Raw genomic sequence first — 24,011 nt, 5'->3', positions numbered from 1 at the left:
TGACAAGATCTTTGGAGGAGGAGAGATGTCGGGAACGAACGACCCGCATGTCGGGCTCACGCGCAGAACCTTTCTGAAGACAACTGCCGTGGCGGCAGGCACAACAGCGGTTACGGGAACCGTGCCGCTCGCTGCACTTGCGGCCGAGGGCGCACCGACGGGCGAAGAGGGGGAGAAGCTCGCCCATACCGGTTGCATGTACTCATCGTGCCATCAGTGCATCGGCGAGGTTGTTGTCCGTGACGGCTACGCGGTAGAGCAGCGGACGTGGGCCAAGAACCCCTGGGCCGAGCGCCCCTGTGCGAAGGGTCGTACGTGGATCCAGCGAACCTACGGCGAGCATCGGCTCCGCTATCCGATGCGCCGCGTTGAGGGAACTCCCCGTGGCGGTGGGCAGTGGGAGCGTATCACCTGGGAAGAGGCGATCTCCCAGATAGCCGGCCAGATCAAGAAGACTATGGCCGAGTACGGCCCGCACAGTGTTGCAGGCGTGCTCGCCGGCCAGGGTGGGCAAGGCCTTCTCCATGGAACGCAGAACGGGAACCTGCTCACCCGCCTGTTCAACGTCATGGAGTGGACGACTATTATTCCGACGCCCGATGATGCGGTGGCGTTCGGGCATCAGAAGGTGTGGGGCGACTACATGTACCACGTACCCCAAGGCATGCCTCCTACGGCCACGGCGACGGTTGCGAACGTCATCTGGGGATTGAACACGGGCGTTACGTTCCCCAATCGCGTGACGAACCTGCTCACCGGCAAGCAGAAGGGGACGAAGCTGGTTGTTGTCGATCCGAACTACACGTTCATCGCGTCTAAGGCCGATATGTGGGTTCGTCCGCGCCCTGGAACCGATCCGGCTCTCATGATGTCGCTCGTGCAAGTTATCATCGAGGAGGGTCTGCACGACTCGGGCTTCCTGCTTAAGAACACCGTTGCCCCTGTTCTCATCCGTCAGGACAACGGCCGGTATCTACGGGAAAGCGATATCACCGGCGCCCCGCGTCCTGCTTCTAACGACGAGAGCGCCCGCGGCGGGTCGTGGCAGTCGGATCCGGTGACGTGTCGCGAACCCTGTGCCGGGCTCTTGGAAGACAACGAGGATCCCTGTCAGGTGTGGGATGCCAATGCGAACGGTCCGGTCTCCCTGTACGAGTGCGCCAATCCGCTCATGTCCGGCGCGTTCGAGGTAAACGGCATCGCATGCAAGACTGCGTTTGATATGCTGGTCGAGCGCGTGGCGCCGTTCGCTCCGGAAGAGGCGACGAAGATCTGCGAGGTCGACCCCGAGACAATAAGGGAATTCGCGCGGCTCTGCGCGAAGCGCTACGTGGCGCACGACTACGGTTACGGCCCGCAAGCGTTCTGCAACGGCGCGCAGGTGGGAACTGGCCTGGCCACGCTCATGTGCGTAACGGGCAACGTGGGCACCAAGATCGGTGACGTTCTGTGGGGCAACATCAACGGGGAGTTCTTCTATCCAACCGAGACGAGCTCGCCGAAGATACCCCTGCCCTGCTTCTTCGATACGATGGATACGGGGAAGTGGAACGGGCAGGATTGGCCGGTGAAGGTGCTGCTGCTGCCCGGTTCGGGTTCGAGTGTGGGCGGCGGCGTTGACCTGAAGCGCACGAAGAGCGGTATCTTGGACAGGATGGACCTTATTGTCTCGGTTGACATAACGCTCAACGAAGGGCCTGCTTATTCCGATATCGTGCTTCCTGCTGCAACGATACTTGAGAAGTCCGATATGCTGCTTATCGACGGTTATTGTGTGAAGTACCAGGACAAGAGCATCGAGCCTCTGTACGAATGCAAGCCCGATGGCGAGTTCGTAAGGCTCCTTGCCGAGGCTGTGGGCGCAGGCGCGCACTTCAAGCAAACGGACGATGAGTTCATGGAGATGGCCCTGGACACGGAGCGGTATCACGCCGAAGGCGTGACGCTCGAGCGCTGTAAAGCGGAGAATCTCATCAGCTTGAAGGGCCCCTATGTCGTTCCCAAGACGTATTCATTCCGTACTAAGACGAAGAAGGCAGAGTTCTATCTCGATTATCCGGTGTGCAAGTACGATGCGGGCTACGAGTACGACTTCGACGAGGAGCACCTCATCCGCTACTACGAGCCTTACGTGGCTTCGCCGGAGAATCCGCAGATGAAAGAGTACCCCTTCGTCCTTCTGGGTCATCGTACCTATGAGATGTACCACACGCAGTACTGGGATGTGAACTGGCTGCGGGAAACCCTTCCTGAGCCGACCGTGGACATCAACCCCGAGGACGCGCAAGCCCGCGGGCTTGCGGACGGGCAATACGTCGAAGTGTTCAACGATCAAGGCCATGCGGTGGCGAAGCTCGTGTACTCGTCAGGGGTGCGTCCCGGCGTGCTCTCCTATGCAGTCGGATGGCGTTCGGCTGATTTCAAGGCTGGAAACTGGGTCGAGCTGCTCACCTCGAAGTATGACCCGCTCAGCCAAACCTCGTCGTATTCAGATGCGATTGCCGATATCAGGGCATGGAAGGAGGGCTAACCATGGGAAGCGAAACCGAGGGTGCGAGCGTCGCACGCCGCCTAGGGTTCGTCATCGATACCACGACGTGCTATGGTTGCCAGGCATGCGTTCTCGCATGCAAGATCGAGAACAACGTTGCGGACAATGTTCGATGGAATAACCTGCTTACCGACGGTGGCGACAGTCCGAACACGCCGAGCGGCACCTATCCCGACACGCTGCATCGGCTGTACTATCCTGTTGCATGTCAGCACTGCGAGAACCCCGCCTGCGTGAAGGTGTGTCCAGTAGGTGCCACGTTCAAGGATCCCGAGACCGGTGCCGTGCGCCAAGACTACGATAAGTGCATCGGGTGCCGTATGTGCATGTCCGCATGTCCGTATAACGGCGTACGCTCGTTTAACTGGGAGGAGCCGAAGTACTCCATCGACCACAAGGTCGGAGGGAAGGGCGTTCCCGAGCATCAAAAGCACGTAGTGGAGAAGTGCACCATGTGCTATCACCGCCTTGCACGTGGGGAGGAGCCCGCCTGCGTCAATGCGTGCAAGATATACGCCCGCCATTGGGGTGATCTAAACGATCCCCAATCCGAGGTGTCGCAGCTCCTTGCGTCGCGGCCGCACGAGCAGCTGCTGCCCGAGCGCGGCACCAACCCGTCTGTCTACTACCTCGTCTAGGGAAATAAGGAGACTATCATGTCTGAGAACGATTTGACGGCGAAGACCGTCAAGGCTCCTGCTGCCAGATTCGGGGGTAAGGGCCTGAATGCTGGCATTGCGGCAGCGGCTGTTCTAACGGCGGCAGGGCTCGCATTGTGGGGGTTCCAGCTCTCCGGCGGCCTCGTGCAGACCGGCATGCGCAACCTGGACTCGTGGGGGCTCTACATCACCCTGTTCATGTTCCTGGTGGGCCTGTCGGCTGGCGGCCTCATCATCTCGTCGGTGCCGCGCGCGTTCGGCATGAAGGGCTTCGGCGGCATCTCCAAGGTGGCCGTGTGGACGTCCATCTGCTGCACGGTGCTCGCCATCGCCTTCGTGGTGGTGGACCTGGGGCACCCGGCGCGCCTGTGGGAACTGTTCGCGTACTCGAACCTGGGCTCGCCGCTCATGTGGGACATCATCGTGCTGGGCGCCTACCTTATCCTGTCCATCGTCTACCTCTGGGCCACCTTGCGTGCCGAGGAGGGTAAGGTGTCGGCGGTTGCCCTGCGCATTGTTAGCGTAATCGCACTGGTGTGCGCCGTGCTCGTGCACTCGGTAACTGCTTGGATATTCGGGCTGCAGCAGGCGCGCGAGTTTTGGCACACGGCGCTTCTGGCCCCGTGGTTCGTGTCCTCGGCGCTTGTGTGCGGAACGGCGCTGGTGCTTGCTGTGGTTATCGCGCTTCGCCGCGTGGGCTACCTTGAGCTCGACCAGTCAAACATTACGAAAATGACCAAGATGCTGGGAGCGTTCGTGGTTGTTGACCTGTACTTCTTCGGCTGCGACCTCTTGACCTCTGCCTTCCCTGGAGGCTCCGGCGCCGAAGTCGTAGCTATGCTGGTGTCCGGCCCGCTCGCGCCGTTCTTCTGGGTCGAGATCATTGGCTGCGCGCTGGCTGCGGCCGTGTGTTTCGCGCCGAGGCTGCGCACGAACCCGCTCATCGTGGTCGCGTCGCTGCTGGCCATAGTCGGTATCTTCTGCAAGCGCGTGCAGCTGCTGGTGGGCGGCTTCCAGATTCCGAATCTCGACTATGCAGGGCCCGCAACTCCCTATACGGTTACGGGATGGGAATCCGGTCTGGCCGGTGCCTACCAGGGCATGGTGTACTGGCCGACGCCGCTTGAATTCGGCATCGTGCTGGGCGTGGTTGCCCTGGGCGTACTCATGCTCCTTGTCGGATTGAAGTATCTGCCCTTGAGGTCGGATAGGGAAACGCGTTAGCTCCAGATTCCCGGCGGGATCCGCTGTCGGTCTCGCCCCTCGCAATTGCGGAAGGGGAGCCATGGTAAGGAAGCTTCTGATAACGCTTGCGGTGTTTGCGCTCGCCGGAGGTTTGGTGCTCGCGGCCGGGTTCATGGTGGAGCCGTCAACGGGGGTGCATGCCATCGCGGCCGAGTCTCCGTGCCCGGTAGCGGGGTGCGCGTCGGGCGAGTGCCACGGGTTCGACAACGTGCCCGCGCCCGATGGCGTTCATGAGATGAGCTGCCCCGAGGCATCGTGCTCAAGCGCGGAATGCCACGCGTGGGACACGCTGACCACGCGTTACCATCAAGCATCCGATGCAAGCTTGAACCTGTGGGTGCTCGCGCCGGTGGCGCTCGTCGTTGCTCTCGTGCTGATTGTTAGGAGGGCGGGGTAACATGGACAAACGTAACCTTGTCGTTGACCTAGCCGCCCTGGCGGTCTACCTGCTCGTTGCTAACCCTGCGATCACAGGTATCGGTTTTCACGAGTGGTTAGGCCTGGGCGTTTTCATCGTGTTCTTTGTTCATGTGCTGGTGCATATGGATTGGATCATCGAGGTTCTGCGAGGGCTGCGTCCTTCATGGAATCGTACGGGGAGTCTTGCGTTCAACCTGCTTATGGCGCTGGTTTTTATGATGGTCATGGTGTCGGGTATTTTGATTTCGGGTGCGGTGCTGCCAACGCTGGGGCTGCACGCCAAGGGGTACTACTTCTGGAACCCGCTACATGCGATGAGTGCCAAAATGCTGCTTGCGTTACTGCTCGTCCATATGGTCGTTCACTGGAAGTGGTTTGCCGTCTGGTTCAAGAAGGGGAGAAGAGGCGATCGTGAATAATGCAGACTGGCAGGCCCGCGCTGCCACCTGGGAGTTGTTGGCGCTATCCTTCCGCTATCCCGGCCCGGAGCTGGCCGGGGCGGTGGCGTCCGGCGAGTGGGCCGAAGCTGCAGAGGAGCTGGCGGCGGCGCTCGGCCTCGAGGCGTTGGGAGGCTTCGAGGGAGGTCAGCCGGGGTATTCCGGCTCGGATCTCCTACACGCCCTGCGCCCCGAGGCCACGCGCCTGTTCGTGGGCGCGCCCGAGCCCGCGGTCTCGCCCTACGAGGGCGTGTGGCGCGCGGCCGACGACGGGGTGCAGGCGCTCCTGTTCGTGAACCCGCACTCCATGGAGGTGGAGCGCTTCATGCGCGCGTGCGGCCTCGGGCGCCCCGAGGGCACCAACGAGCCGCTGGACCACGTGGCGACGGAATGCGAGCTCATGGAGCACCTGACCCTGCGCGCCGCCGGCGCGGAGCCGCCCGAGGGAGCGCCCGCCGGCGCCGACCTCCCCGGCGGCTCGCCCGAGGCGGCCTACGGGGCCTTCCTCGAGGGGCACGCCCGCGCCTGGATGCCCCGCTTCGCCGAGCGCGTCGCCGCGGAGACGCGCACTCCCTTCTACCGCTCCGCCGCCGCGTTGCTGGGGGCGGTCGTCGGGTAGCGAAAGCCGATTGTCCGCCATAGCCTCGATTCTCATCCACATGGTCGCAAGCTTCTTACCAGGTATAACAACATGTTTCTCCTGGTCATAAGTGTGGACGAAAATCGAGGCTGTGGCAGCGGCGGGGCTGCTCGGCGACGGGTGGGGGCGCTCTTGGGGGGATTTGGCGAGGCCTCTCGCCCCGTGGTCATCGCAGCTGCTCCGCGGTCGCCGCAACTGAACCCCGCGAAGTCCGCGCCCTCTTTTCGCCTGAAACTTCTGCTACCTTTTCTCCTTCGCGGGCCGGAAGCAAGCGAGCGCCCAGGCGTCGTCGAGCGCAAGGCCGATCCGCTCCTCCAATCCCTCGCGGCGGGCGGTCAGCCAGAGCGCGTGCCACCCGAATGTGCGCCCCTGCCGTCCGCGCGGCTTCGGGAAGGCCACCCACAGCTCGCCGCGGCGGGAAAGCGCTTCGCGTGCCTCGGCTATGCGCGCGCGGTACTCGTCCAGGTTCGTGGCGAACAGCACCGCGAAGTCGTACGGCCCTCTGGAGGGGAAGGCGACCAGCTCCTGGCCGGCCGCCATGGCGTGGAACTCGGGCGGGGCGTACAGCGCGACCCCTTTCGCGCCCTCTTCCAGATGCATTTTCTTGAACACGGTGGACTCCATACGTCCTCCTTCCCTCACGAGCTTGACAGTTTTCCCGGCCAGTCTAACGCGAGCGTCACCCCGCCGCGACCATCGCTGCCGTTCTGCAACGCGTGCGTCGCCCGGCCTTCGCACGATGCGCACATGGCACGGTCGCTCAAAATGCCCTACAATAGCCCCATGATTGTCTTAGGATAATTTGCATCGCGCAGCGTCGACGAACGGGCTCGACGCACGTCGCATCGGCGTGCACGGTACGCGGTCGGATGCCTGGGCGGCGGGCCATGCGCTCGCTGCGCGGCGCGTCTGACGCGCGTGCCCAACGGCCGAAAAGGGAAGGGGTGGCTCGATGCTCGGTCCGCTGATCGTGTGCTACCTGTTCCTGGGCGGGACGGGCGCGGGCGCGTGCCTCGTGCTCGCCGTGCTGGGGATGCTGGCGCCGCGCGAGCTCGTTGCGGTGCAGGGTGTCGGCGGGCGCGGCGTCGGCCGCGGCCCGGCGGGCGCGCACGCGGTGCTGCGGCCCCCGGCGCCCTACCGCAGGTTGCTGGCTCCCGGCTATGCGGCGGCGCTCGTGGCGCTCGCGCTGGGCATGGTGTGCCTGCTGGCCGACGTGGGCCGTGCCGACCGCCTGCTTCTGCTGCTCACCAGCCCTGCGCTCTCGCATGTGGCGGTGGGCGCCTGGTCGCTGGTGGTTTGCGCGGCGCTGGCCGTGCTGGCGGGGCTTGCTTGGGCTGGCCTGGCGCGGCGCTGGCGCTTCGCGGCGGTGCGGGTGCTGCAGGCGGCGCTGGCGTTGGCGGCGCTCGCAGTCATGCTGTACACGGGGCTGCTGCTGCAGAGCCTGAACGCGGTGCCGCTGTGGGCCACACCGTGGCTGCCGGCGCTGTTCGTGCTGTCGTCGCTGTCGTGCGGCATGGCGCTCGTGCTGGCCGCGGCCCAACTCACCGGCGCGGCGTCTGCGTTCGCCACGGTACTCGGCCGGCTGGCTGCCGTCGATGCCGTCGTCATCATGCTGGAGGCGGTGGTGCTGGCCGCGTTCGCGGGCACGGCGCTCGCGGGCATCGGCGGCGACTTCCTGGTCGACCGCACGGCCGAGGCCCTGGCGGCATCGGCCGAGGCCCTGGTGGCGGGCGAGGCGGCCTGGCTGTTCTGGGGCGGGTTCGTGCTGGCGGGGCTTGCCGTGCCGTTCGCGCTCGACGTGGCCTTGGCCCGGCTGCGGCGCCCGCGCCCGGTGATCGCCCTCGTGACGGCGGCGTGTGTGCTGGCTGGCGGGCTCATCATGCGGTACTGCGTGGTGGAGGCGGGCATGCATCCGCTGCTTGCGATGGCGTCTTGACGAAGAGAAGGCTGGAGGAACATGTTCCCGTTCGAAGTTGATACCACGACCGACGTGCCCCTGTGGGTGCAGCTGCGGCAACGGCTGATCCATCTTATCAACACCGGCTACTTCAAGCCGGGCGACCAGCTGCCCACGGTGCGCGGTCTGGCGTCCGAGATATCCATCAACTACAACACCGTGAACAAGGCGTACCTGAGCCTGGTCTCCGACGGGTACCTGGAGTCCACGCGCGGGCGCGGCGTGTTCGTGCGGGGCCTCGATGCCGATGTGGGCGACGAGCACGCCCAGGAGATCGACGCCATCCTGGGCGATTGCGTGGCGTCGTGCCGCGATCTGGGGCTGACGCTCGACGACGTGCAGAAGTGCATGGCGCGCAAGATCAAGCAGATGAAGCGCGCAGCCGGGGAGGAGCCGGCCGGCGAGGCCGGAGGCGGCCGTATCGTGGAGATCGACGTGGGCTGCGTTGGCCGCGCGTCGCAGACGGGAGCGTGATGGCATTGGCAAGGAGAAGCGGTGCGCAGGGCTTCGCGCCCGATACGGCGGCGTTCGCCGGCAAGGGGGCACCGCCGCCCGCCCATCGGCGGTCTTTCCAGGTGGTGCCCGATGCGAGCACCGAGGTCGTGGGCGAGCGCGCCTCCAACGCCGGCGTGCTGCTGTTCTCGGCGGTGGTGTTCGCCGTGTCCTTCTGCGCTGTGCTGGGCGCAGCATGGGTTCTCGCCGGCGGCATCGGCCTCGGCGCGGTGGTTGCCGCCTTGGTGGTGGCCGTGCTCGCCACCATGTCGGTGCACATCGCGCAGCAGTGGGAGAAGGTCGTGGTGCTGCGCCTGGGCAAGTTCAACCGCGTGTCGGGCCCGGGCCTGTTCTGGACCTGGCCCGTTATCGAGCAGAACACCATGCGCGTGGACGGCCGCGTGCGCGTGACCACGTTCGGCGCCGAGGAAACGCTCACGGCCGACCTGGTGCCCCTCGACGTGAACGCCGTCTTGTTCTGGCATGTTTGGGACGCGAAGGCCGCTTGCACCGAGGTGGGCGACTTCACGCGCGCCGTGGAGCTGGCTGCCCAGACCGCGCTGCGCGACGCCATAGGCCGCGCGGGCGCCGCCGAGGTGGCCATCCGCCGCGAGCAGCTCGACCGCGAGCTCAAGCGCGTGCTGGAGGAGAAGGTGGCCGCCTGGGGCGTGACCATCCTGTCCGTGGAGGTGCGCGACATCCTGCTGCCGAAAGAGCTGCAAGACGTCATGAGCCTGGAGGCCCAGGCCGAGCAGCGCAAGAAGGCCCGGATCATTCTCATGGAGGCCGAACAAGACATCTGCGAGATGATGGACGACATGGGCGACACCTACGCGAAGAACGACGCCGCCCTGCGCCTGCGCTCGATGCACCTCCTGTACGAGAGCGTGCGCGAGACGGGCGGCACCGTCGTGGTGCCGAGCTCGTTCAGCGAGGGCTTCGGCGACGTGCTGGGCGACGCGGCGAAGGATGCGCTAGGCGGAAAGGCGGGCAGCGGGAAAGCATGAGAGAACCCTGCGCAAAGGATTTCCGCTTTTTACATTGATCCAGGTAGACAGCTCATGCAAAAGTTGCAAAAGTTTGCAAAAAACGAAAAAGTTTGCAAAAATGATGCTCGCAAGGCCCTTCTGGAAAGGTATAGCCATGGTATTGCACAACCCTTTCACACCCTCGTTCGGCATCATCCCGCCCTACATGGCAGGAAGGGAGGATCTTATCGAGGAGCTTTCGAACGCCTTTTCCAACGGCCTCGGGGATCCCAATCTTTCGACCATCGTGTCGGGCCCGCGCGGTTCGGGCAAGACCGCCCTCCTTTCTTTTGTGGCCGAGGAGGCGGCATCGCAAGGATGGATATCCGCCAACACCACTGCGGCGACAGGAATGCTCGAGGACGTTCTCGACCAGGCGACCGTTGCGGCGCGTGATTTCCTTGACTCGTTGGACGGTAAGAAGCTCAAAGGTATAACCATCGGCCAGTTTGTCGGATTCGAGTGGGATAACGAGACCCCGCGTTCGGGCAATTGGCGCACGCAGATGAACGCGCTTCTCGATCAACTTGCGGAGCACGAGGTGGGCCTGCTCATCACGGTCGACGAAGTACGGGTCGATCTCGAGGAAATGCGGCAACTTGCCCGAGTGTACCAGCATTTCGTGCGCGAAGGCCGCAAAGTCGCCCTTCTGATGGCGGGGCTTCCCCATGCAGTGTCAGCTCTTTTAGGCGACGAAAGCGTGTCGTTTCTTCGCAGGGCGCGCAAGCATGCTCTTGGCCGTATTCCCGATAACGACGTGCGTGATGCCATGAGCATCACCATCGTGCAGGGCGGTAGGGCCATATCGCCAACGGCGCTCGATACCGCCGTACGCGCTGTCGATGGGTTTCCCTATATGATGCAGCTTGTTGGCTATCGTATTTGGGCGGAGAGGCCTGCATCCAAGGAGATATCGCCAGACGATGTCGCCCGAGGTGTGGAGCTTGCCCGTCGCGAGATGATGGAGGGGATTCTCGAATACACCTATCGCGAGCTGTCGAAGGGGGACAAGCGCTTTTTGGCCGCCATGCTTCCCGATGCCAAGGACAGCTCCCTTGCCGACATAGCCGAGCGTATGGGTGTGAAGAGCAATTACGCCTCCCAGTACAAACGGCGTTTGTTGGAGCAGGGCGTGATCGGCGAGTATCAAAAAGGATACGTGCGCTTCGACATGCCGTCGTTCAGGGAGTACCTGCAAACGCAGTTGGAGGGATAGCATCCTAGATGCCCCAGTTGCGCGTCGAGGATGATGTGCTACGCTGCGGAGGTAGCAGCCTGACAATTCAATGACCTGCGCAATCAGGAAAAACTATGTTAAAAATAGAATAATCATATGACAAATTATCCTATGACAATCATTGATTGTCATAGGATAATTTCGTATAGTGAAGCCGAGGGAATTTGGCCAATTCTCACGAGAAGCAGGGGGATATTCTCGCATGGGGCTTGTCGGCTGGGGCGCTAAGCTCGCTTGGCAGGCAAAGCGGGGATATCTTGACGACATCTTCGAGGAGGATCCATGTCAGGAACCAGAAGCCCGCGAAGCGGGCTCACGAGAAGGGGTTTTCTCAAGGCGACGGGTGCTGCGGCAGGCGCGTTGGGCCTTGCAGGCGCCGCCGGCATGACCACGGCCGACAGCTGGCTCGCACCGGCGCAGGCGCATGCCGAACCCGAGGAGCGGGTGGGGTATACGTTCCACTATCGCCACTGCCAATGCAACTGCCATTTGAAGTGCACGGTTCGCGACGGACGCATGGTTTTGGTCGAGCCGAACGAATGGCCCGACAAGCGCAACGAAACCATCTGCCTGAAGGGCATTTCCGAGATTCAGCATACGTACAGCAAAGAGCGCCTGCAGGTTCCGCTCAAGCGCGTGGGCGAGCGTGGTGCGGGCGAGTTTGTCGAGATTACCTGGGATGAGGCGCTCGACACCATTGCCGAAAAGGTGAAGGAGACCCAGGAGAAATATGGGCCGGAGGCCATTGCCATCCAAACGGCCGTTGACTCGCTCACCACGTTCCTTCCTAAACTGCTCAAGGGCCAGGAGAAACCCCACCGCGGGATCGATATCGGGCTGGGCAATGGCTTCTCCCCGGCGCTTGCCGAATCAGGTCAGCAGGGGGCCTCGTCGAACGAGGTGACCGATTGGAAGAACGCCAAGACCATCCTGAACGTGGGATGCAACATGCTGGAGACATGCATGGTAACCGCGCGCTACTTCTTCGAGGCAAAGGAGGCGGGAGCCGAGATCATTACGCTCGATCCCAACTTCTGCACGACTGCCGAGAAGAGCACGCGATGGATTCCCATGGTCGCCGGAACCGATCCGGCACTCTACTTGGGCATGATCTCGATCATCTTGGACAACGAGTGGTACAACGCCCCGTACCTGAAAGCCAACACGAGCATGCCGTTCCTCGTGAAGCGTTCCGATGGGTCGCTGCTGCGTAAAAACCCTGCCGGCGATATCAAGCAGCCCGGCTCCGACAATCCTTTCATGGTGTGGGATGAGGCTGCAGGATCCTTGGCCGCCTATAATACCGAAGGCGTGAACCCTGCGCTTGAATATGAGGCGACTGTCGACGGAGAGGCGTATGCCACGGTTTTCAAGCTGCTGAAAGAGGGCCAAAAGCAGTACACATCCTCTTGGGCTGCCGAAACGACGGGCATAGGCGAAGACGTGCTCGTTGAGATCACCGATAAGTATGCGAACCATGGCCCTTCGATCCTCTCCTTTGGCTTCGGCGGTGGGGAGAAGTTCTACAATGCTGACGTCGCAGGTCATGCGGCAGTGCTGCTGGCTACGCTCGTCGGCTCGTTCGGAACCGGCATTCCCGGATGGGGAGCGGGCGCGTACGTGAACGCGTACCAGAAGATATTTGGTACGGGCAAGCTGGCCTCGTGGCCGTTGCCGACGGAGTGCAAGACCGCCTCGGCACCGAAGGCGAGCGTCGACTACCGCGACGAGAAAAGCGGCATCCGCTTCATGTGGGTGCAGAACGGCGCGTTCCAACAGATCGCCGGCAACCAGAATCGCACGAACGAGTGGGCGAAGACCCTCGATTTCGTTGTCGTGCAGGACATCTGGCATACGCCTTCGGTGGATTGGGCCGATATCGTTTTGCCGGTGTGCTCCCACTTCGAAGTGGACGAGGAGATCGGCTTCGTGCGCGCCCTGCGCGGCCATGTCCTTCTGCAGCAGAAGGTACTCGACCCCCTGTTCGAGAGCAAGACGGATTTCTGGATCGATCGCGAGATGGCCAAGCGTCTGGGATACGGGGATGCGCTTCCCAAGAGCCAGGAGGAGCTGACGCGCTTCCAGTTGGAAAAGGCGACCGACAAGGCGCTCGCCGGCATCACCCTCGACGAGGTCGTATCGCACAACGGCGTGGTCGCGCTGAAGAACCAACCGGATATCGCGCGCAGCTACGGCAACCAGACCTACAAGACGACATCGGGCAAGATCGACCTGTACTACGAGAACCTGGTGGAATACGGCCAAGCTCTTCCCCAATACGAAGCGCCTCATGAAGCGTTCGAGGGCAACCCCCTGCGGGACACATATCCGCTTGTCATGACGCAGCGTCGCTCCAAATACTTCATCCACCAGAACCTCATGGACGCCTCGTGGCTGCGCCAGCATTACGAGCCGACGCTCGAGATGAACCCCGTCGACATGGAGGCGCGCGGCCTGGAGTCCGGTGACGTGATCGAGGCGTTCAACGATCGTGGGTCGTTCCAATGCGCGTGTGTTGCCACCGAGGCGGTGCGTCCGGGGACGACGGTCATCGTCGAGGGCATTTGGAGCAAGTATATGACTGCCGGCGATTTGCAGAACGTTACCAACGACGCTGCGAACCCCCGTGGAAAAGCGCTCGCCAAGGGGAGGGTTACTCCCTTCAACGACACGCTTATCGAAGTGAAGAAAGCATAGGTGATCCTCATGACGCGATTGGCTATTGCCATCAACCTGGATCGTTGCACGGGGTGCAACACCTGCGCCATGGCGTGCAAGATGCAGAACAACGTTCCCATGGGCATGGCTTGGAACCGCGTGCTCAACGAAGAATGTGAGTTCGAGGTGGGCGTGCAGGGTACGTATCCCCATGTCTCGCGCGCGCATCTGCCCGTTGCCTGCCAGCATTGCGAGAACCCGGCATGCCTGCGCGTGTGTCCCACGGGTGCCACGTACAAGGACGACAAGGGCCGCGTGGAGATCGACTACGACAAGTGCATCGGCTGCCGCATGTGCATGGCGGCATGCCCGTACAACGCGCGTGTCTTCAACTGGAGCGAGCCGGTGCGCGACCCCGACTTCAACTACGGTGACAGGGATGTGCCGGTGCGGGGAAAGGGTGTTGTGGAGAAGTGCACGCTCTGCAAGGAGCGCACCGACCGCGGCGACGAGCCCATGTGCGTGAAATGCTGCCTTGCCAAAGCGCGCGTCTTCGGCGACCTCGACGATCCCGAGAGCGAGATCTCGCGTGTCATTCGCGAGCGCAATGCGACCGTCCTGCTTCCCGAGCAGGGAACCCGCCCGCAAGTCCGTTACTTCAACTAAGGAGGAGGTGCGAACCATGCAAACCTCTACGAAAACCAAAGCCGCAATCGGCGTGCTCGGCGCGCTGACGGCGGTGGGAGTCGCCGCCTGGATCTACCAGCTCATGGGCGGCCTCGGCGTGACCGGCATGAACAACGGCACGTCGTGGGGCCTCTACATCACCATGTTCATGTTCTTCGTGGGCCTCTCCGCCGGCGGCCTGATCGTGGCATCGTCCGCCAGCGTGTTCCACGTGGCAGACTACAAGAAGGTGGCGCTTCCCGCCGTCATCCTGTCCACGGTGTGCATCTGCTGCGCCGGCATGTTCGTGCTCATCGACCTCGGCGGCATCCAGCGCGTGTGGCGCATCGTCACGGGGCCGAATCCGACGTCGCCGCTGTTCTGGGACATCTGCGTCATCACGCTGTACCTCGTCATCAACATCGTGTATCTGCGCTTCATGACGTCGAAGAAGCCGGGCGCGCAGGACAAGGTGGCCATCGTGTCGCGCTTCGCGCTTCCCGTCGCTATCCTCGTGCACTCCGTGACGGCGTGGATCTTCGGCCTCGAGATGGCGCGCGAGGGCTGGTACTCGGCCATCATGGCGCCCTTGTTCGTGGTGTCGGCTATGGACTCCGGCCTGGCGCTGCTCATACTGTCGCTCATGGGGCTCAACAAGTCCGGCCGCTTCAAAACCGACAAGAAGCTGCTGTCGAACCTCGCCGGGCTCTTGGCGGTCTGCATCGCCGTCGATGGCTTTCTCGTGGGCTGCGAGGTCCTGACCATGGCCTATCCGGGCGCCGCCGGCGCCGAGACGCTCGCCGTCATGGCGACGGGCGCCACCGCCCCGTTCTTCTGGTTCGAGATCGTCGTGGGCATTCTCATCCCGTTCTGCATCCTCGTGTTTGTGAAGAACCGCGCGCGCATGGGGCTGGTGGCTGCCGCCAGCGCGTGCGTGGTGGCGGGCGTGTTCTTCAAGCGCGTGTGGCTGCTGCTCACCTCGTTCGTCGAGTTCAATGTGATGGGCGCCCCCGGTGTGTCGCTCGGCACGACGGCGGCGCAGCAGGGCGGCACCGGCATGTGGGCCCTTGCCGGCTCGTATACCCCCACCTGGGTGGAGATCGTCGTCGCCATCGGCGTGGTGTCCCTCGGCGTCCTCGCGTTCGTCGTGCTGGCGCAGAAGCTGCTGCCCGGGCGCGCGGAGGCGTGCGAAGCCGTCAACGTTGCAGCGGGAGAGGCCGCGTAGGCGCCTCGTGCTGAAAGGAGTTTTAGCATGTGCAAGGACATTCCCTGGAAAACCCTGTCCGAGGCCTATGCGTTTGTGGGGAACTCGCTGTTGAAGCCTATGACGATGACGTTGACGCTAGGTTTGGATCCGGCATTCTGGGAGGCGTTTCCCGCGTTCGACGGCGCCGTGGCCCAGGCCGTGGAAGTTTGCGCATGCTATGCCGAAGAGGCCGGGCGTCGCGCCGAGGGAGGCGAGGACGGGCCGCAGCGCGCATCGGTGGAATACACGCGGCTGTTCGTCGGCCCGCCCTCGCCCGCGGCGGCGCCGTGGGAGACGATGTACCGCGGCAAGGATGTCACGGTGGGGTTCGGTCAGGCCACGTTCGAGATGCGCGAGTTGCTGCGCGAGGCCGGCCTTGAGGTGAGGAACGCTAACAACCAGTACGAGGATCACATGGGCATCGAGCTTCTGTACCTTTCGGAGCTATGCCGTCGCGAGGCCACGGGGGAGGGCGCTACCGAGTCGGCGGACATCGCCGCATTCATCGAGCAGCATCCGCTGGCGTGGATCGAGCCGTTCCTCGATCGCGTGTCCGAAGCGGCTCCCAACGGCTACTTCGCGGGCTTGCTCCTGGTGGCGCAACGGGTTCTCGAGCACCATGCGAGGCTTCTCGCGCGCTAGCGCTCGGACTGGTGTAGCCGACTCAACCTTTGAAGCTGCCGTTTTACATCATGCGCGTCGCTTGGTTTTCGCGCGCTAAACGCAGAGAAGCCCGGCGGGCAATGCCTGCCGGGCTTCTCTGCATTCTTGTGGGTTGCGGGCCGCTTAGAACAGGAACGCCCCGTCCACGGTCATGGAGATGCAGTTGCCGTTGGGCTCGCATATCAGGCGCACGTTCGCAGTGGTCGGCGTGACGCCGTCGGCCCCCAGGATGGACACGTCGTTCACATACTCGTAGCCGCCGCCTTCCTGGGGCGTCACGGTGGCGGTGGAGGTGTCGACGCTTTGGAACGTGTAGAACGTGTTGTTGGTGAACAGCGAGGGCATCTCGGCCTCGAGGGCGGCCACGGCCTGCTTCTGCGCCTCGGCGGCCGCGTCATTCTTCGGCTCCTGCTTCTTCGGCTCGTCGGCCTTCGGCTCGTCCGTCTCGGCTGGCTGGGTGCCTTCGTTCCCTCCCTCCTGGTCGGGCTGCACGGCGGGCAGCGTGAGGTCCCACGTGCCCTCGGTGGCGCCGTCGTTCCAGAACAGGCGCTCGGAGCCGTACCGGTCGTCGAACGTGAGCGTGCCCGACGCCTCCTCGCCAGCCGGCACGGCGATGATGCCGTCTTCGAACGACGAGTCCACCGGCGGCATGCCGAACGACAGCAGGCAGTCGGCCCTGAGCGTCTGCGGCAGCGTGTGGCTCCTCACGGTCACATGTGCGGTGAGCTTGCCGTCGGCGCGCTCGACGGACGCCACCGTTACCTCGTAGTCGCGCCAGACGGCCGTCTCGCCTATGGCCAGGGCCTTCAGCTTCTCGGCATCGGTGAGCGTGTAGCTGTAGCTGCTGGAGGCGGCTGCGGAGCTGCCGTCTGCCGGCACATTGGGCTCCTCGACTTCCGAGTTGCATCCCGACAGCATGAGCGTTGCGGCTACGACGCAGGCCGCGGTAGCGAGAGCCATCTTTTTGTTCACAACGTACCCCTTCGTCAAGAGCGAGCAGGCGGGCGGACGCGGACGCCCTGTAGGCCGACGCATGCGTTTGCGGGGCGTCGTGCCAGCCGTTTTCGGTTGAGCCGTATCATACCAGTTCGTAAAAGTTTCGTGCGCCTCTCATCGAAAGTGCATGGAGCCCGTCTTCGAAGACGTCTTGGCAGGCTCACGGGGCGTTTTGGGCTGCGGGCTTGCAAGGTGCCGGTATAGCAACCCGGATGAACGGCCTCGCATGCATGAAACCGGCTCGAAGGGACGAAGCGGCTGCTTCGGCGGGTTCTCGTGGGCGAGATCGGAGCCCATGGCATGGTTTTCGCGCGGAATCAAGCAGTCGGGGTCTCGTGAACAGGCGCTTCTCCGAAACAGCTCGCGCGCGGGCGCTGAAAACAAGCTATGGGCTGCGATCTCGTCCCTGTGCCAATTGGTCATGGTATAGCCGAACGGCAGAGAAGCTGGCAAGGGACCCGCCCGAGCGTCCTGCCCGGCCGATGCAAGCGCCCCCATGCCCTCTGCATGGCCTTTCGGCTTCCAGCGGCCGCAAGAGCATCGCGCCCGTGCGTCTTGAGGTCCGGTGATCCGCAAGCGCGCCGTTCTTCCGCTCCGCCCCGCCTTTCCTGCATTCCGCTCGGGCGTTCGGCTCCGGCGGCTGCGGGGCCGCGCCCTGTGCGCACCCTGCCCGGTCCCCGGCCTCCCGATTCCCGGCCCCGCATGGGCGCGCCTTCCTCCCGCTTGACCTCCGACGGCAAAATGGCGAGACTGTGCAGCGCAGGAAGGACTCCACGGGAAGGCGCGCATGGACATTGCGGAACTCATAGGCTCGGCGTTCGCGGACGGGCAGGTGCTCACGGTGCCGTGGGGCATCGACTACTTCTCCGTGGTGGTGGGCGTGCTCACCGGCGCGCTGTTCGCGTGCGACCGCAAGCTGGATATCATCGGCACGGTGGTGCTGGGCCTGGTCACGGGCTACGGCGGCGGCATTATCCGCGATGTGCTGCTGCAGGACAAGGGCGTGTACTTCACGTCGCACCCCGACCTTATCCTGCTGTGCATCGTGCTGTGCGTGTTCGTGTTCTACTTCCGCGGGCTGTTCAAGCACCTCGACGCCATGGTGTTCTTCGCCGACGCGCTGTCGGTGGGCCTGTTCGCGCTCGCGGGCGCGTCGAAGGCCTACGCCTGTGGCGAGGGCTTCGTGCTCACCGTCATCCTGGGCGCCATCACGGCCGTGGGCGGCGGCGCTGTGCGCGACATCTGCGTGGGCGAGACGCCCGGCATCTTCCAGCAGTCGAACTTCTATGCGGTGGCGGGCCTGGGAGGCGCGCTGCTGTTCACCGTGCTGGCCTATGCGGGCGTGCCGCTCGTGGTGGCCGGCATCGCCTGCGTGTTCACGGTGGGCTTCCTGCGCTATTGGAGCGTGTACTTCGACTGGAAGACCCGCAACGAGGCCGACCTCACCCCGCATGTGGCGCGCGGCGTGGGCAAGGCGAAGCGCGTGGTGTCGGGCGTGTTCCTGCAGGGCGGCGACCGCATCTCGGTGCGGCGGCAGCGCAGGCGCTCGCGCGTGCGGAAGGGGGATGGCCAGGGCGCGGCTAGGGAGGCGACTTGCGAGGACGAAGGTCCCGAGGATGCGGATCGCCGCAGCGGCGCGCGCAAGGATGCGGATGGGGGAGACGGCGCGAGCTGATGTGCCGGACGCCGGGAAGGTGGACGTGAGGGCGAGAGGTGCGGCCAAGCAGGCTGTCGCGAAGCGTTAGGCGGTTCCGCGTCGCGCTGAATGTGCAGAAACGATGTCGAAAACATCACCCTATGGGTTACTGATGAAAAATTCGGGGGGGGGGGGCATTTTTTGCCTTGACACTATGCTAGTATGGTGCTCTCAATTAAGGCGGCGGTACGCCGCAGGTTGCGATGGAGGCGAAAGCTGGCGATATGGGGAACCTGGCGTTCTTGCTAGTTGACAAGACTCGAGAGTTCGTGGAGGCCTGCTACGAGCGAGGAGACCTCGACGCGGCGCTGGCTTGCCTCGACCCTGTCCGTACGACCTGCTACGGTTACGCCAGCGAGCTCCATGCCTTCGACACCGATGCCGTCGCTCGGCTCCTTGATGCCTCTTGCGCGTTCGCGCGCCGTATCGGGTCGCGCATCGTATCCCATGAATGCCACCTCTCCTATCGCAACGAGTCATGCGCCATCGTGCTGTCGAACCTGCGTACGCGGGCGACGAAGGGCGACGCGGGCGACGGGCCTTCCCGCGACGAGTATGTGCGCCGCCTGACGTTCGTGTATGCCCCCGACGGTGACGACTGGCGCATCGTCCACATGCACAGCTCGGCTCCCGATGCACCGCACAACCCGCTTGCTTCGCGCAGGATGACCGCGCGCGACGTGGGCGCGCTCGACCTCGATGCCGTGCTGTCGCAGGCCAAGGTCGAGCGGGAGCGCTACGAGATCGTCTCCGAGCTGTCGGACGACGTCATCTACGAATACGATGTGGCGCTCGACACGCTGTACCTGTTCTCGACCCGCTTCGGGGCGACCCCGGACATCAGGCGCAACAAGATCGTGGTGGAGCACTGCCTGGACACGCTCAACCCCGAGGGCTTCGTGCATCCCGACGACCGGGAGCGCTATGCCGCCGACGCGCATATGCTGTCGCAGGCCCAGCCCGAGCCCGGCACGGAGCACGACGCCTACGCCTACGTGTACCGCCTTCGCCCCGTGTTCTTCTTCGGCGGCTACAAGGGCGAGCGGGAGGGGTACGTGCACCAGCGCGTTATGGGCCGCCGCATCTACGACGCCGAGGGGCGGCTCGTGAGGTACGTGGGCAAGATCGTGGACGTGTCCGAGGAGTACGAGCTGCTGGAGCAATCCTCAATCGACGCGCTTACCAAGGCATACAACCGTTCTTACCTGCAGGGCCGTCTGCGCGAGTACTGCTCCTCCAAGCAGCCCGACGTGTCCTACGCGTGCCTTCTGGCCGACGTGGACTACTTCAAGTCGGTCAACGACCAGTTCGGCCACCTGGTGGGCGACAACCTGCTCACGGCGTTCGTCGACACCGCCCGCACGCTTTTCCGATCGAGCGACATCGTGGCGCGCCTGGGGGGCGACGAGTTCATGGTGCTCATGCGCGACGTGTACGACCCGCGCGTTGCCATGGAGCGCTCGGAGGCCCTCATCGGCGCGTTCCGCGCCATGGCGGCCGACCGCGGTTTCCCGCATGACGTCAGCCTCAGCGTGGGCGTGGTGGTGGAGCGGGATCCGCATCCGTTCTCCGAGCTGTACCGCCGGGCCGACATCGCGCTCTACCGGGCGAAGGCCGAGGGGAAGAACCGCACCGTTTCCTACCTGGAGGGCATGGCGTATCCGGAGGGCGGGACCTTGGCGAAGCCGGTGCCTCCGAACCCCCCGATGCCCTCGCCGGGCGATTGACGCAGTTTTTATCGAAGCCCCGCGCGTGCTGCGTGCCGCGTGGTACACTTTCCGCTTGACATCGAACCCGAAACGCGCAGCGCCGGCCCCGTGCCGCCTGCGGAAAGCGATTCCCATGGCAGATTACATCGAGGGCAAACGCCCCATCATCGAGGCGCTGCGCACGCAGGTGCCCATCAAGCGCATCCTGCTGGCCGACAATGCGAAGCGCGACGGCCTGGTGGAGGACATCCTGCGCAAGGCGAAGCATTTCGACGTGACCGTGACCACGGTGCCGCGTAAGACGCTGGACGACAAGTCCGAGCGCGGCAGCCACCAGGGCGTCATGGCGGAGACCAAGCCGCACGCCTACGTGGACATCACCGAGATCGAGCGGGCTGCCGAGGTTTATGCCGAGGAGAACGGGGGCCGCGCGCTCGTGGTCATCCTCGACCACCTCACCGACGCCGGCAACCTGGGCGCCATCGCCCGCAGCGCCGAGGCCGTGGGCGCGTGCGGCCTGGTCATTCCCAACAAGCGCAGCGCGAAGGTGGATGCCTCCACCTACAAGAGCTCGGCGGGCGCCATCGCGCACATGCCCGTGGCACAGGTGCCGAACCTCGTGCAGGTCATGGCGCGCCTCAAAGAGCGCGGCTTCTGGGTGGCGGGAGCCAGCGAGCAGGCAGACGACGTGATCTGGTGCTCGAACCTGAAAGGCAAGATCGCCCTCGTCATGGGGAACGAATCCGAGGGCCTGTCCCGCGTGGTGAAGGAGAGCTGCGACTTCCTGGTGAAGCTGCCCCAGATGGGCGAGGTGGCCTCCCTGAACGTGGCGCAGGCCTCCACCGCCTGCATGTACGAGTGGCTCAGGCAGAACTACTAGAGTTCCGGCGGCCTGCCGGCCGCCGGAACGCAGCCGACATGCTGCGCCGCGAAGCAAGTCCCCGAAGGGGGCGGCCGGCCGTGGCACCCGGCCTTCGCACGATCCCGGGGGGCTCGCGTACCGAAGTACGCTTCGCCCCCGCGATCCCGCGAATTCCGGGCACCACGGCCGCCCTCGCTGACTTACTGCGCCAACCTGGGCGGTTCGGCAACAGGACCAGCGCGGTAAAGTTCGCGCTCCGCGCGAATCGGATGGAAGCTAACGGGAGTCGAGAGCATTGCCCAAGCAACGCAAAAAACTGCTGATCGTGGACGGATACAACGTGCTGCGGTCGGGGAGCCGCTACCGCGAGATCACGGGGCCCGACTACACCGATGACGCGTTCAACACGGCGCGCGAGCGCCTCATCAACGACGTGGTGAACTACGCCGGCCGCGACTGGCGCGCCATCATCGTGTTCGACGGCGGCCGCAACGAGTTCTCCACGGGCGAGGCCGAGAGCGTGGGCGGCGTGCGCATCATGTTCAGCCCGTCCGGCCAGTCGGCCGACAAGGTCATCGAGAAGCTCGCGCACGACGCGCGCGAGCGCCAGGTGGAGACGCTCGTGGTCACGAGCGACGCCACCATCCAGGACACCGTGTTCGGCTTCGGCGTGGACCGCATGAGCGCGAACGGCTTCAGCCTGGAGGTCGACCGCTACTACGACGACGCCCGCCTCGACGAGACCCCGAAGGTGGCCGAGAAGAACACCGTGGCCTCCCGCATCGACCCGTCCACCCTGGCGAAGCTCAAGGCCCTGCGCGACAGCACCCGCTGAGGCGTCCTGCCTCTCCCGCATGAGCGCCCCATGACAAATGTCATGGGTTTCGGCGCGCTTTGTCACAAAATCCCCTTTCACACAGGGAGGCAACCGGCGGTTGCGTAAAATGGTTACCAGAGATGCTGGTGCAACCAGCCACGCTACCGCACACTGGAGGGCGAGAAAGAGGTTCGCATGACGCCAACGCCGAGAAAGGGATCGTTCATGAACGTCGAAATCGCCCAACGCCTAGCCGAGATGAGGCGCGAGAAGGGCTTCAGCCAGGAAGAGCTGGCTGCGCGGCTGGGGTTGTCGCGCCAGGCCGTGTCGAAGTGGGAGCGCGCCGAGTCGTCGCCCGACACGGGCAACCTCATCGCGCTCGCCGACCTGTACGGCGTCACGCTCGACGAGCTCGTGCGCGTGGAGGCGGACATCGCCGACGACGTGACGTTCGAGTCGTCCGACCGTGCCGCCTCCGCCGAGGTCGAGGCGCGCGAGGCTGCCACGGCTGCCGCAGCAGCCGCCGCGACTGCCGCCGCCGCGGCTGCTGCGGCCCAGGCGGCAGCCCGTCCGGAAACCCGGCAATCGACGCAACCGGCCACGTCGCAAACGGCGTCCGCGCCGGCCCAGCAGCCGGCTCCTGCATCTGCTCCGCGGCAGTCGGCGGCATCGACGGCGGCCTGCCAGCCCGGCTCTCCCTTCCACGAGGCGGGTGCCCGCCCGGCAGCCCCATCCCAGCCGGACGCCGCGTCGGCGGCAGCGGGGTCGACCGGCCCCGCCCCGCATCCCTGCACCGGCGCGCCCGTGCCGCCTCCGCCGCACGGCTACGCGCCGGTGCAGCAACCCGGCTACGGCGCCTCCGTCCCGCCGCAGCAGCCGGCGGGCTCCTACGACGCGCCGGACGGACGCCGTCGCCACAGCCCGTGGATGACGTTCCCTTATCCCGTGCTGTGCGTCATCCTGTTCCTGCTCGTCGGGTTCCTCTTCGGGGCCTGGCATCCTGCCTGGGTGATCTTCCTCACCATCCCTCTGTACTACTGGATAGCCCGCATCATCGAGAACGACCCGAACTATCGGGCCGGGCGCCGGTAAGGGCGGGTGGTGAACATGACAAGGCTCACCCGGTCGTCGTATGTCAAGATAGCGCTCATCGTCTTGTTGGCCCTGCTGCTGTTTGCCGTGGCGGGCGTGGGGGCGATGCGCGGATGCTCGCAGGGAATCTACTTCGGAGGGGGTACGGAAATGGGCAATGCAAGCGTGGACGCGAACGGCGTGAAGAACCTGTCCGTCAGCTGGGCGGCCGGCTCGGTGGACATCTCGGTGGTCGACGACGGGGCAGGCGACGTTATCGAGCTCGTGGAAACGGCCCCCACCGGTCTTACGAAGGCGCAGCAGATGCGCTGGAGCGTGTCCGGCGGCACGCTCAAGGTGGATTACGGCAGCTGGTGGTCGTGTTTCGCGCTGGGGCAGAAGCGCCTCGAGGTGCGCATCCCCGAGCGTTACGCGAAAAGCCTCGGCACCGTGACCGTCGACGGCGCGTCGGGCTACTACCGAGTGGCCGGCATCGGCTGCGACACGCTCCGGTTCAAGCTGGCGTCGGGCGAGATCGACGCAGACGGCCTCGCCGCCGCCTCGCTCGACGTGGACGTGGCCAGCGGCCAGGTGCGCGCCGAGGGCTCGTTCTCCGAACGCGTGAGCACGAAGACGGCGTCGGGCCAGCTGGACGTCGTCTGCCAGGGCGTGGCCCCGAGGCAGGTGGACTCGGATCTGGCCAGCGGTCAGGTGAGCGTGGCCCTGCCTGCCGACACGGGCTTCACGGCCAAGGTCAGCAAGGCGTCGGGCAGCTTCTCCAGCGCCTTCGAGACCATGCAGCAAGGCGGCTCGTACGTGCACGGCGACGGCTCCACCGCCATAAAGGTGCATCTGGCCAGCGGCGACTTCAAGGTGGAGAAGGCATAGCAAGGCGGGTGCCGGACGCATCGCCTGGCCCTCCGGGGCCTTGCGCTGCGGCTGGCATCCCACCAGCCCGTCC

General features: G+C 64.5%; 22 protein-coding genes. 20 read left to right on the top strand and 2 right to left on the bottom strand.

Annotation, left to right across the window (positions count from 1 at the left end):
- Nucleotides 1-25: 25 nt before the first annotated feature.
- The 6 genes from K9U15_RS06850 (at nucleotide 26) to K9U15_RS06825 (ending at nucleotide 5,931) form a co-directional block, all read left to right on the top strand.
- The gene (locus tag K9U15_RS06850) at nucleotides 26-2,530 is read left to right on the top strand and encodes a molybdopterin-dependent oxidoreductase (protein WP_301155801.1); all 2,505 of its coding nucleotides are present in this window, start codon (nucleotides 26-28) and stop codon (nucleotides 2,528-2,530) included.
- 2 nt (nucleotides 2,531-2,532) lie between these two features.
- Nucleotides 2,533-3,189, top strand: a complete 657-nt coding sequence (locus K9U15_RS06845; protein ID WP_087191271.1) for a 4Fe-4S dicluster domain-containing protein — start codon at nucleotides 2,533-2,535, stop codon at nucleotides 3,187-3,189.
- Nucleotides 3,190-3,207: 18 nt separating this feature from the next.
- Nucleotides 3,208-4,434 (top strand): NrfD/PsrC family molybdoenzyme membrane anchor subunit, encoded by a 1,227-nt coding sequence (gene nrfD, locus K9U15_RS06840; RefSeq protein ID WP_123674684.1) that lies wholly within the window; start codon nucleotides 3,208-3,210, stop codon nucleotides 4,432-4,434.
- 61 nt (nucleotides 4,435-4,495) lie between these two features.
- The gene (locus K9U15_RS06835) at nucleotides 4,496-4,852 is read left to right on the top strand and encodes a hypothetical protein (protein WP_087191273.1); all 357 of its coding nucleotides are present in this window, start codon (nucleotides 4,496-4,498) and stop codon (nucleotides 4,850-4,852) included.
- Between the two features lies 1 nt (nucleotide 4,853).
- Nucleotides 4,854-5,294 (top strand): DUF4405 domain-containing protein, encoded by a 441-nt coding sequence (locus K9U15_RS06830; RefSeq protein WP_123674683.1) that lies wholly within the window; start codon nucleotides 4,854-4,856, stop codon nucleotides 5,292-5,294.
- Nucleotides 5,287-5,931, top strand: a complete 645-nt coding sequence (locus K9U15_RS06825) for a molecular chaperone (protein WP_301155800.1) — start codon at nucleotides 5,287-5,289, stop codon at nucleotides 5,929-5,931. Before K9U15_RS06830 ends, K9U15_RS06825 begins: the two co-directional genes overlap by 8 nt.
- A 261-nt stretch (nucleotides 5,932-6,192) precedes the next feature.
- Here the strand turns inward: K9U15_RS06825 and K9U15_RS06820 are convergent, their stop codons facing one another.
- The gene (locus tag K9U15_RS06820) at nucleotides 6,193-6,576 is read right to left on the bottom strand and encodes a hypothetical protein (protein WP_123673953.1); all 384 of its coding nucleotides are present in this window, start codon (nucleotides 6,574-6,576) and stop codon (nucleotides 6,193-6,195) included.
- 328 nt (nucleotides 6,577-6,904) lie between these two features.
- Between K9U15_RS06820 and nrfD (K9U15_RS06815) the strand changes: the two genes are divergently transcribed.
- The 8 genes from nrfD (K9U15_RS06815) to K9U15_RS06780 all read left to right on the top strand — a co-directional run bounded on the left by nrfD (K9U15_RS06815) (nucleotide 6,905) and on the right by K9U15_RS06780 (nucleotide 15,878).
- Nucleotides 6,905-7,888, top strand: coding sequence for an NrfD/PsrC family molybdoenzyme membrane anchor subunit (gene nrfD / locus K9U15_RS06815; RefSeq protein ID WP_096227915.1), 984 nt, complete (start codon nucleotides 6,905-6,907; stop codon nucleotides 7,886-7,888).
- Between the two features lie 21 nt (nucleotides 7,889-7,909).
- Complete coding sequence (locus K9U15_RS06810) at nucleotides 7,910-8,383, top strand: GntR family transcriptional regulator (RefSeq protein WP_096227916.1); 474 nt, start codon at nucleotides 7,910-7,912, stop codon at nucleotides 8,381-8,383.
- The gene (locus K9U15_RS06805) at nucleotides 8,383-9,408 is read left to right on the top strand and encodes a slipin family protein (RefSeq protein ID WP_096227917.1); all 1,026 of its coding nucleotides are present in this window, start codon (nucleotides 8,383-8,385) and stop codon (nucleotides 9,406-9,408) included. The genes K9U15_RS06810 and K9U15_RS06805 overlap by 1 nt, the downstream gene beginning before the upstream one ends.
- Before the next feature lie 136 nt (nucleotides 9,409-9,544).
- Nucleotides 9,545-10,645, top strand: a complete 1,101-nt coding sequence (locus tag K9U15_RS06800) for an AAA family ATPase (RefSeq protein ID WP_227115151.1) — start codon at nucleotides 9,545-9,547, stop codon at nucleotides 10,643-10,645.
- 303 nt (nucleotides 10,646-10,948) lie between these two features.
- Nucleotides 10,949-13,363: a molybdopterin-dependent oxidoreductase gene (locus K9U15_RS06795; protein WP_096227919.1), complete on the top strand. Its 2,415-nt coding sequence runs from the start codon at nucleotides 10,949-10,951 to the stop codon at nucleotides 13,361-13,363.
- Nucleotides 13,364-13,372: 9 nt separating this feature from the next.
- Nucleotides 13,373-13,990, top strand: a complete 618-nt coding sequence (locus tag K9U15_RS06790; protein ID WP_096228662.1) for a 4Fe-4S dicluster domain-containing protein — start codon at nucleotides 13,373-13,375, stop codon at nucleotides 13,988-13,990.
- A gap of 16 nt (nucleotides 13,991-14,006) precedes the next feature.
- On the top strand, nucleotides 14,007-15,215 hold the full coding sequence (gene nrfD / locus K9U15_RS06785) for an NrfD/PsrC family molybdoenzyme membrane anchor subunit (protein WP_123673958.1): 1,209 nt from the start codon (nucleotides 14,007-14,009) through the stop codon (nucleotides 15,213-15,215).
- A gap of 27 nt (nucleotides 15,216-15,242) precedes the next feature.
- Nucleotides 15,243-15,878, top strand: coding sequence for a molecular chaperone (locus K9U15_RS06780; RefSeq protein ID WP_301155799.1), 636 nt, complete (start codon nucleotides 15,243-15,245; stop codon nucleotides 15,876-15,878).
- Between the two features lie 144 nt (nucleotides 15,879-16,022).
- Here K9U15_RS06780 and K9U15_RS06775 read toward each other — a convergent pair whose 3' ends face one another.
- On the bottom strand, nucleotides 16,023-16,871 hold the full coding sequence (locus tag K9U15_RS06775; protein WP_096227922.1) for a hypothetical protein: 849 nt from the start codon (nucleotides 16,869-16,871) through the stop codon (nucleotides 16,023-16,025).
- Between the two features lie 811 nt (nucleotides 16,872-17,682).
- Between K9U15_RS06775 and K9U15_RS06770 the strand changes: the two genes are divergently transcribed.
- From K9U15_RS06770 to K9U15_RS06745, 6 genes are all read left to right on the top strand, one after another.
- Nucleotides 17,683-18,570, top strand: coding sequence for a trimeric intracellular cation channel family protein (locus K9U15_RS06770; RefSeq protein ID WP_096227923.1), 888 nt, complete (start codon nucleotides 17,683-17,685; stop codon nucleotides 18,568-18,570).
- A gap of 245 nt (nucleotides 18,571-18,815) precedes the next feature.
- Complete coding sequence (locus K9U15_RS06765; RefSeq protein WP_301155798.1) at nucleotides 18,816-20,318, top strand: diguanylate cyclase; 1,503 nt, start codon at nucleotides 18,816-18,818, stop codon at nucleotides 20,316-20,318.
- 115 nt (nucleotides 20,319-20,433) lie between these two features.
- The gene (gene rlmB / locus K9U15_RS06760) at nucleotides 20,434-21,180 is read left to right on the top strand and encodes a 23S rRNA (guanosine(2251)-2'-O)-methyltransferase RlmB (protein WP_096227925.1); all 747 of its coding nucleotides are present in this window, start codon (nucleotides 20,434-20,436) and stop codon (nucleotides 21,178-21,180) included.
- A 277-nt stretch (nucleotides 21,181-21,457) separates the two neighbouring features.
- Nucleotides 21,458-21,997, top strand: coding sequence for an NYN domain-containing protein (locus K9U15_RS06755; RefSeq protein ID WP_087191066.1), 540 nt, complete (start codon nucleotides 21,458-21,460; stop codon nucleotides 21,995-21,997).
- A 207-nt stretch (nucleotides 21,998-22,204) separates the two neighbouring features.
- Nucleotides 22,205-23,071, top strand: coding sequence for a helix-turn-helix transcriptional regulator (locus K9U15_RS06750; RefSeq protein ID WP_227115153.1), 867 nt, complete (start codon nucleotides 22,205-22,207; stop codon nucleotides 23,069-23,071).
- A gap of 15 nt (nucleotides 23,072-23,086) precedes the next feature.
- Nucleotides 23,087-23,938 carry a DUF4097 family beta strand repeat-containing protein gene (locus K9U15_RS06745; RefSeq protein WP_301155829.1) on the top strand — a complete coding sequence of 284 codons (852 nt, stop codon included), beginning with the start codon at nucleotides 23,087-23,089 and terminating at the stop codon, nucleotides 23,936-23,938.
- Nucleotides 23,939-24,011: the final 73 nt, after the last annotated feature.

It is taken from the genome of Gordonibacter sp. RACS_AR68 (assembly GCF_030418485.1).
Classification (GTDB): Bacteria; Actinomycetota; Coriobacteriia; order Coriobacteriales; family Eggerthellaceae; genus Gordonibacter; species Gordonibacter urolithinfaciens.
Note: the sequence above shows the minus strand (reverse complement) of the source record. Positions and strands in the feature narration are given on the sequence as shown.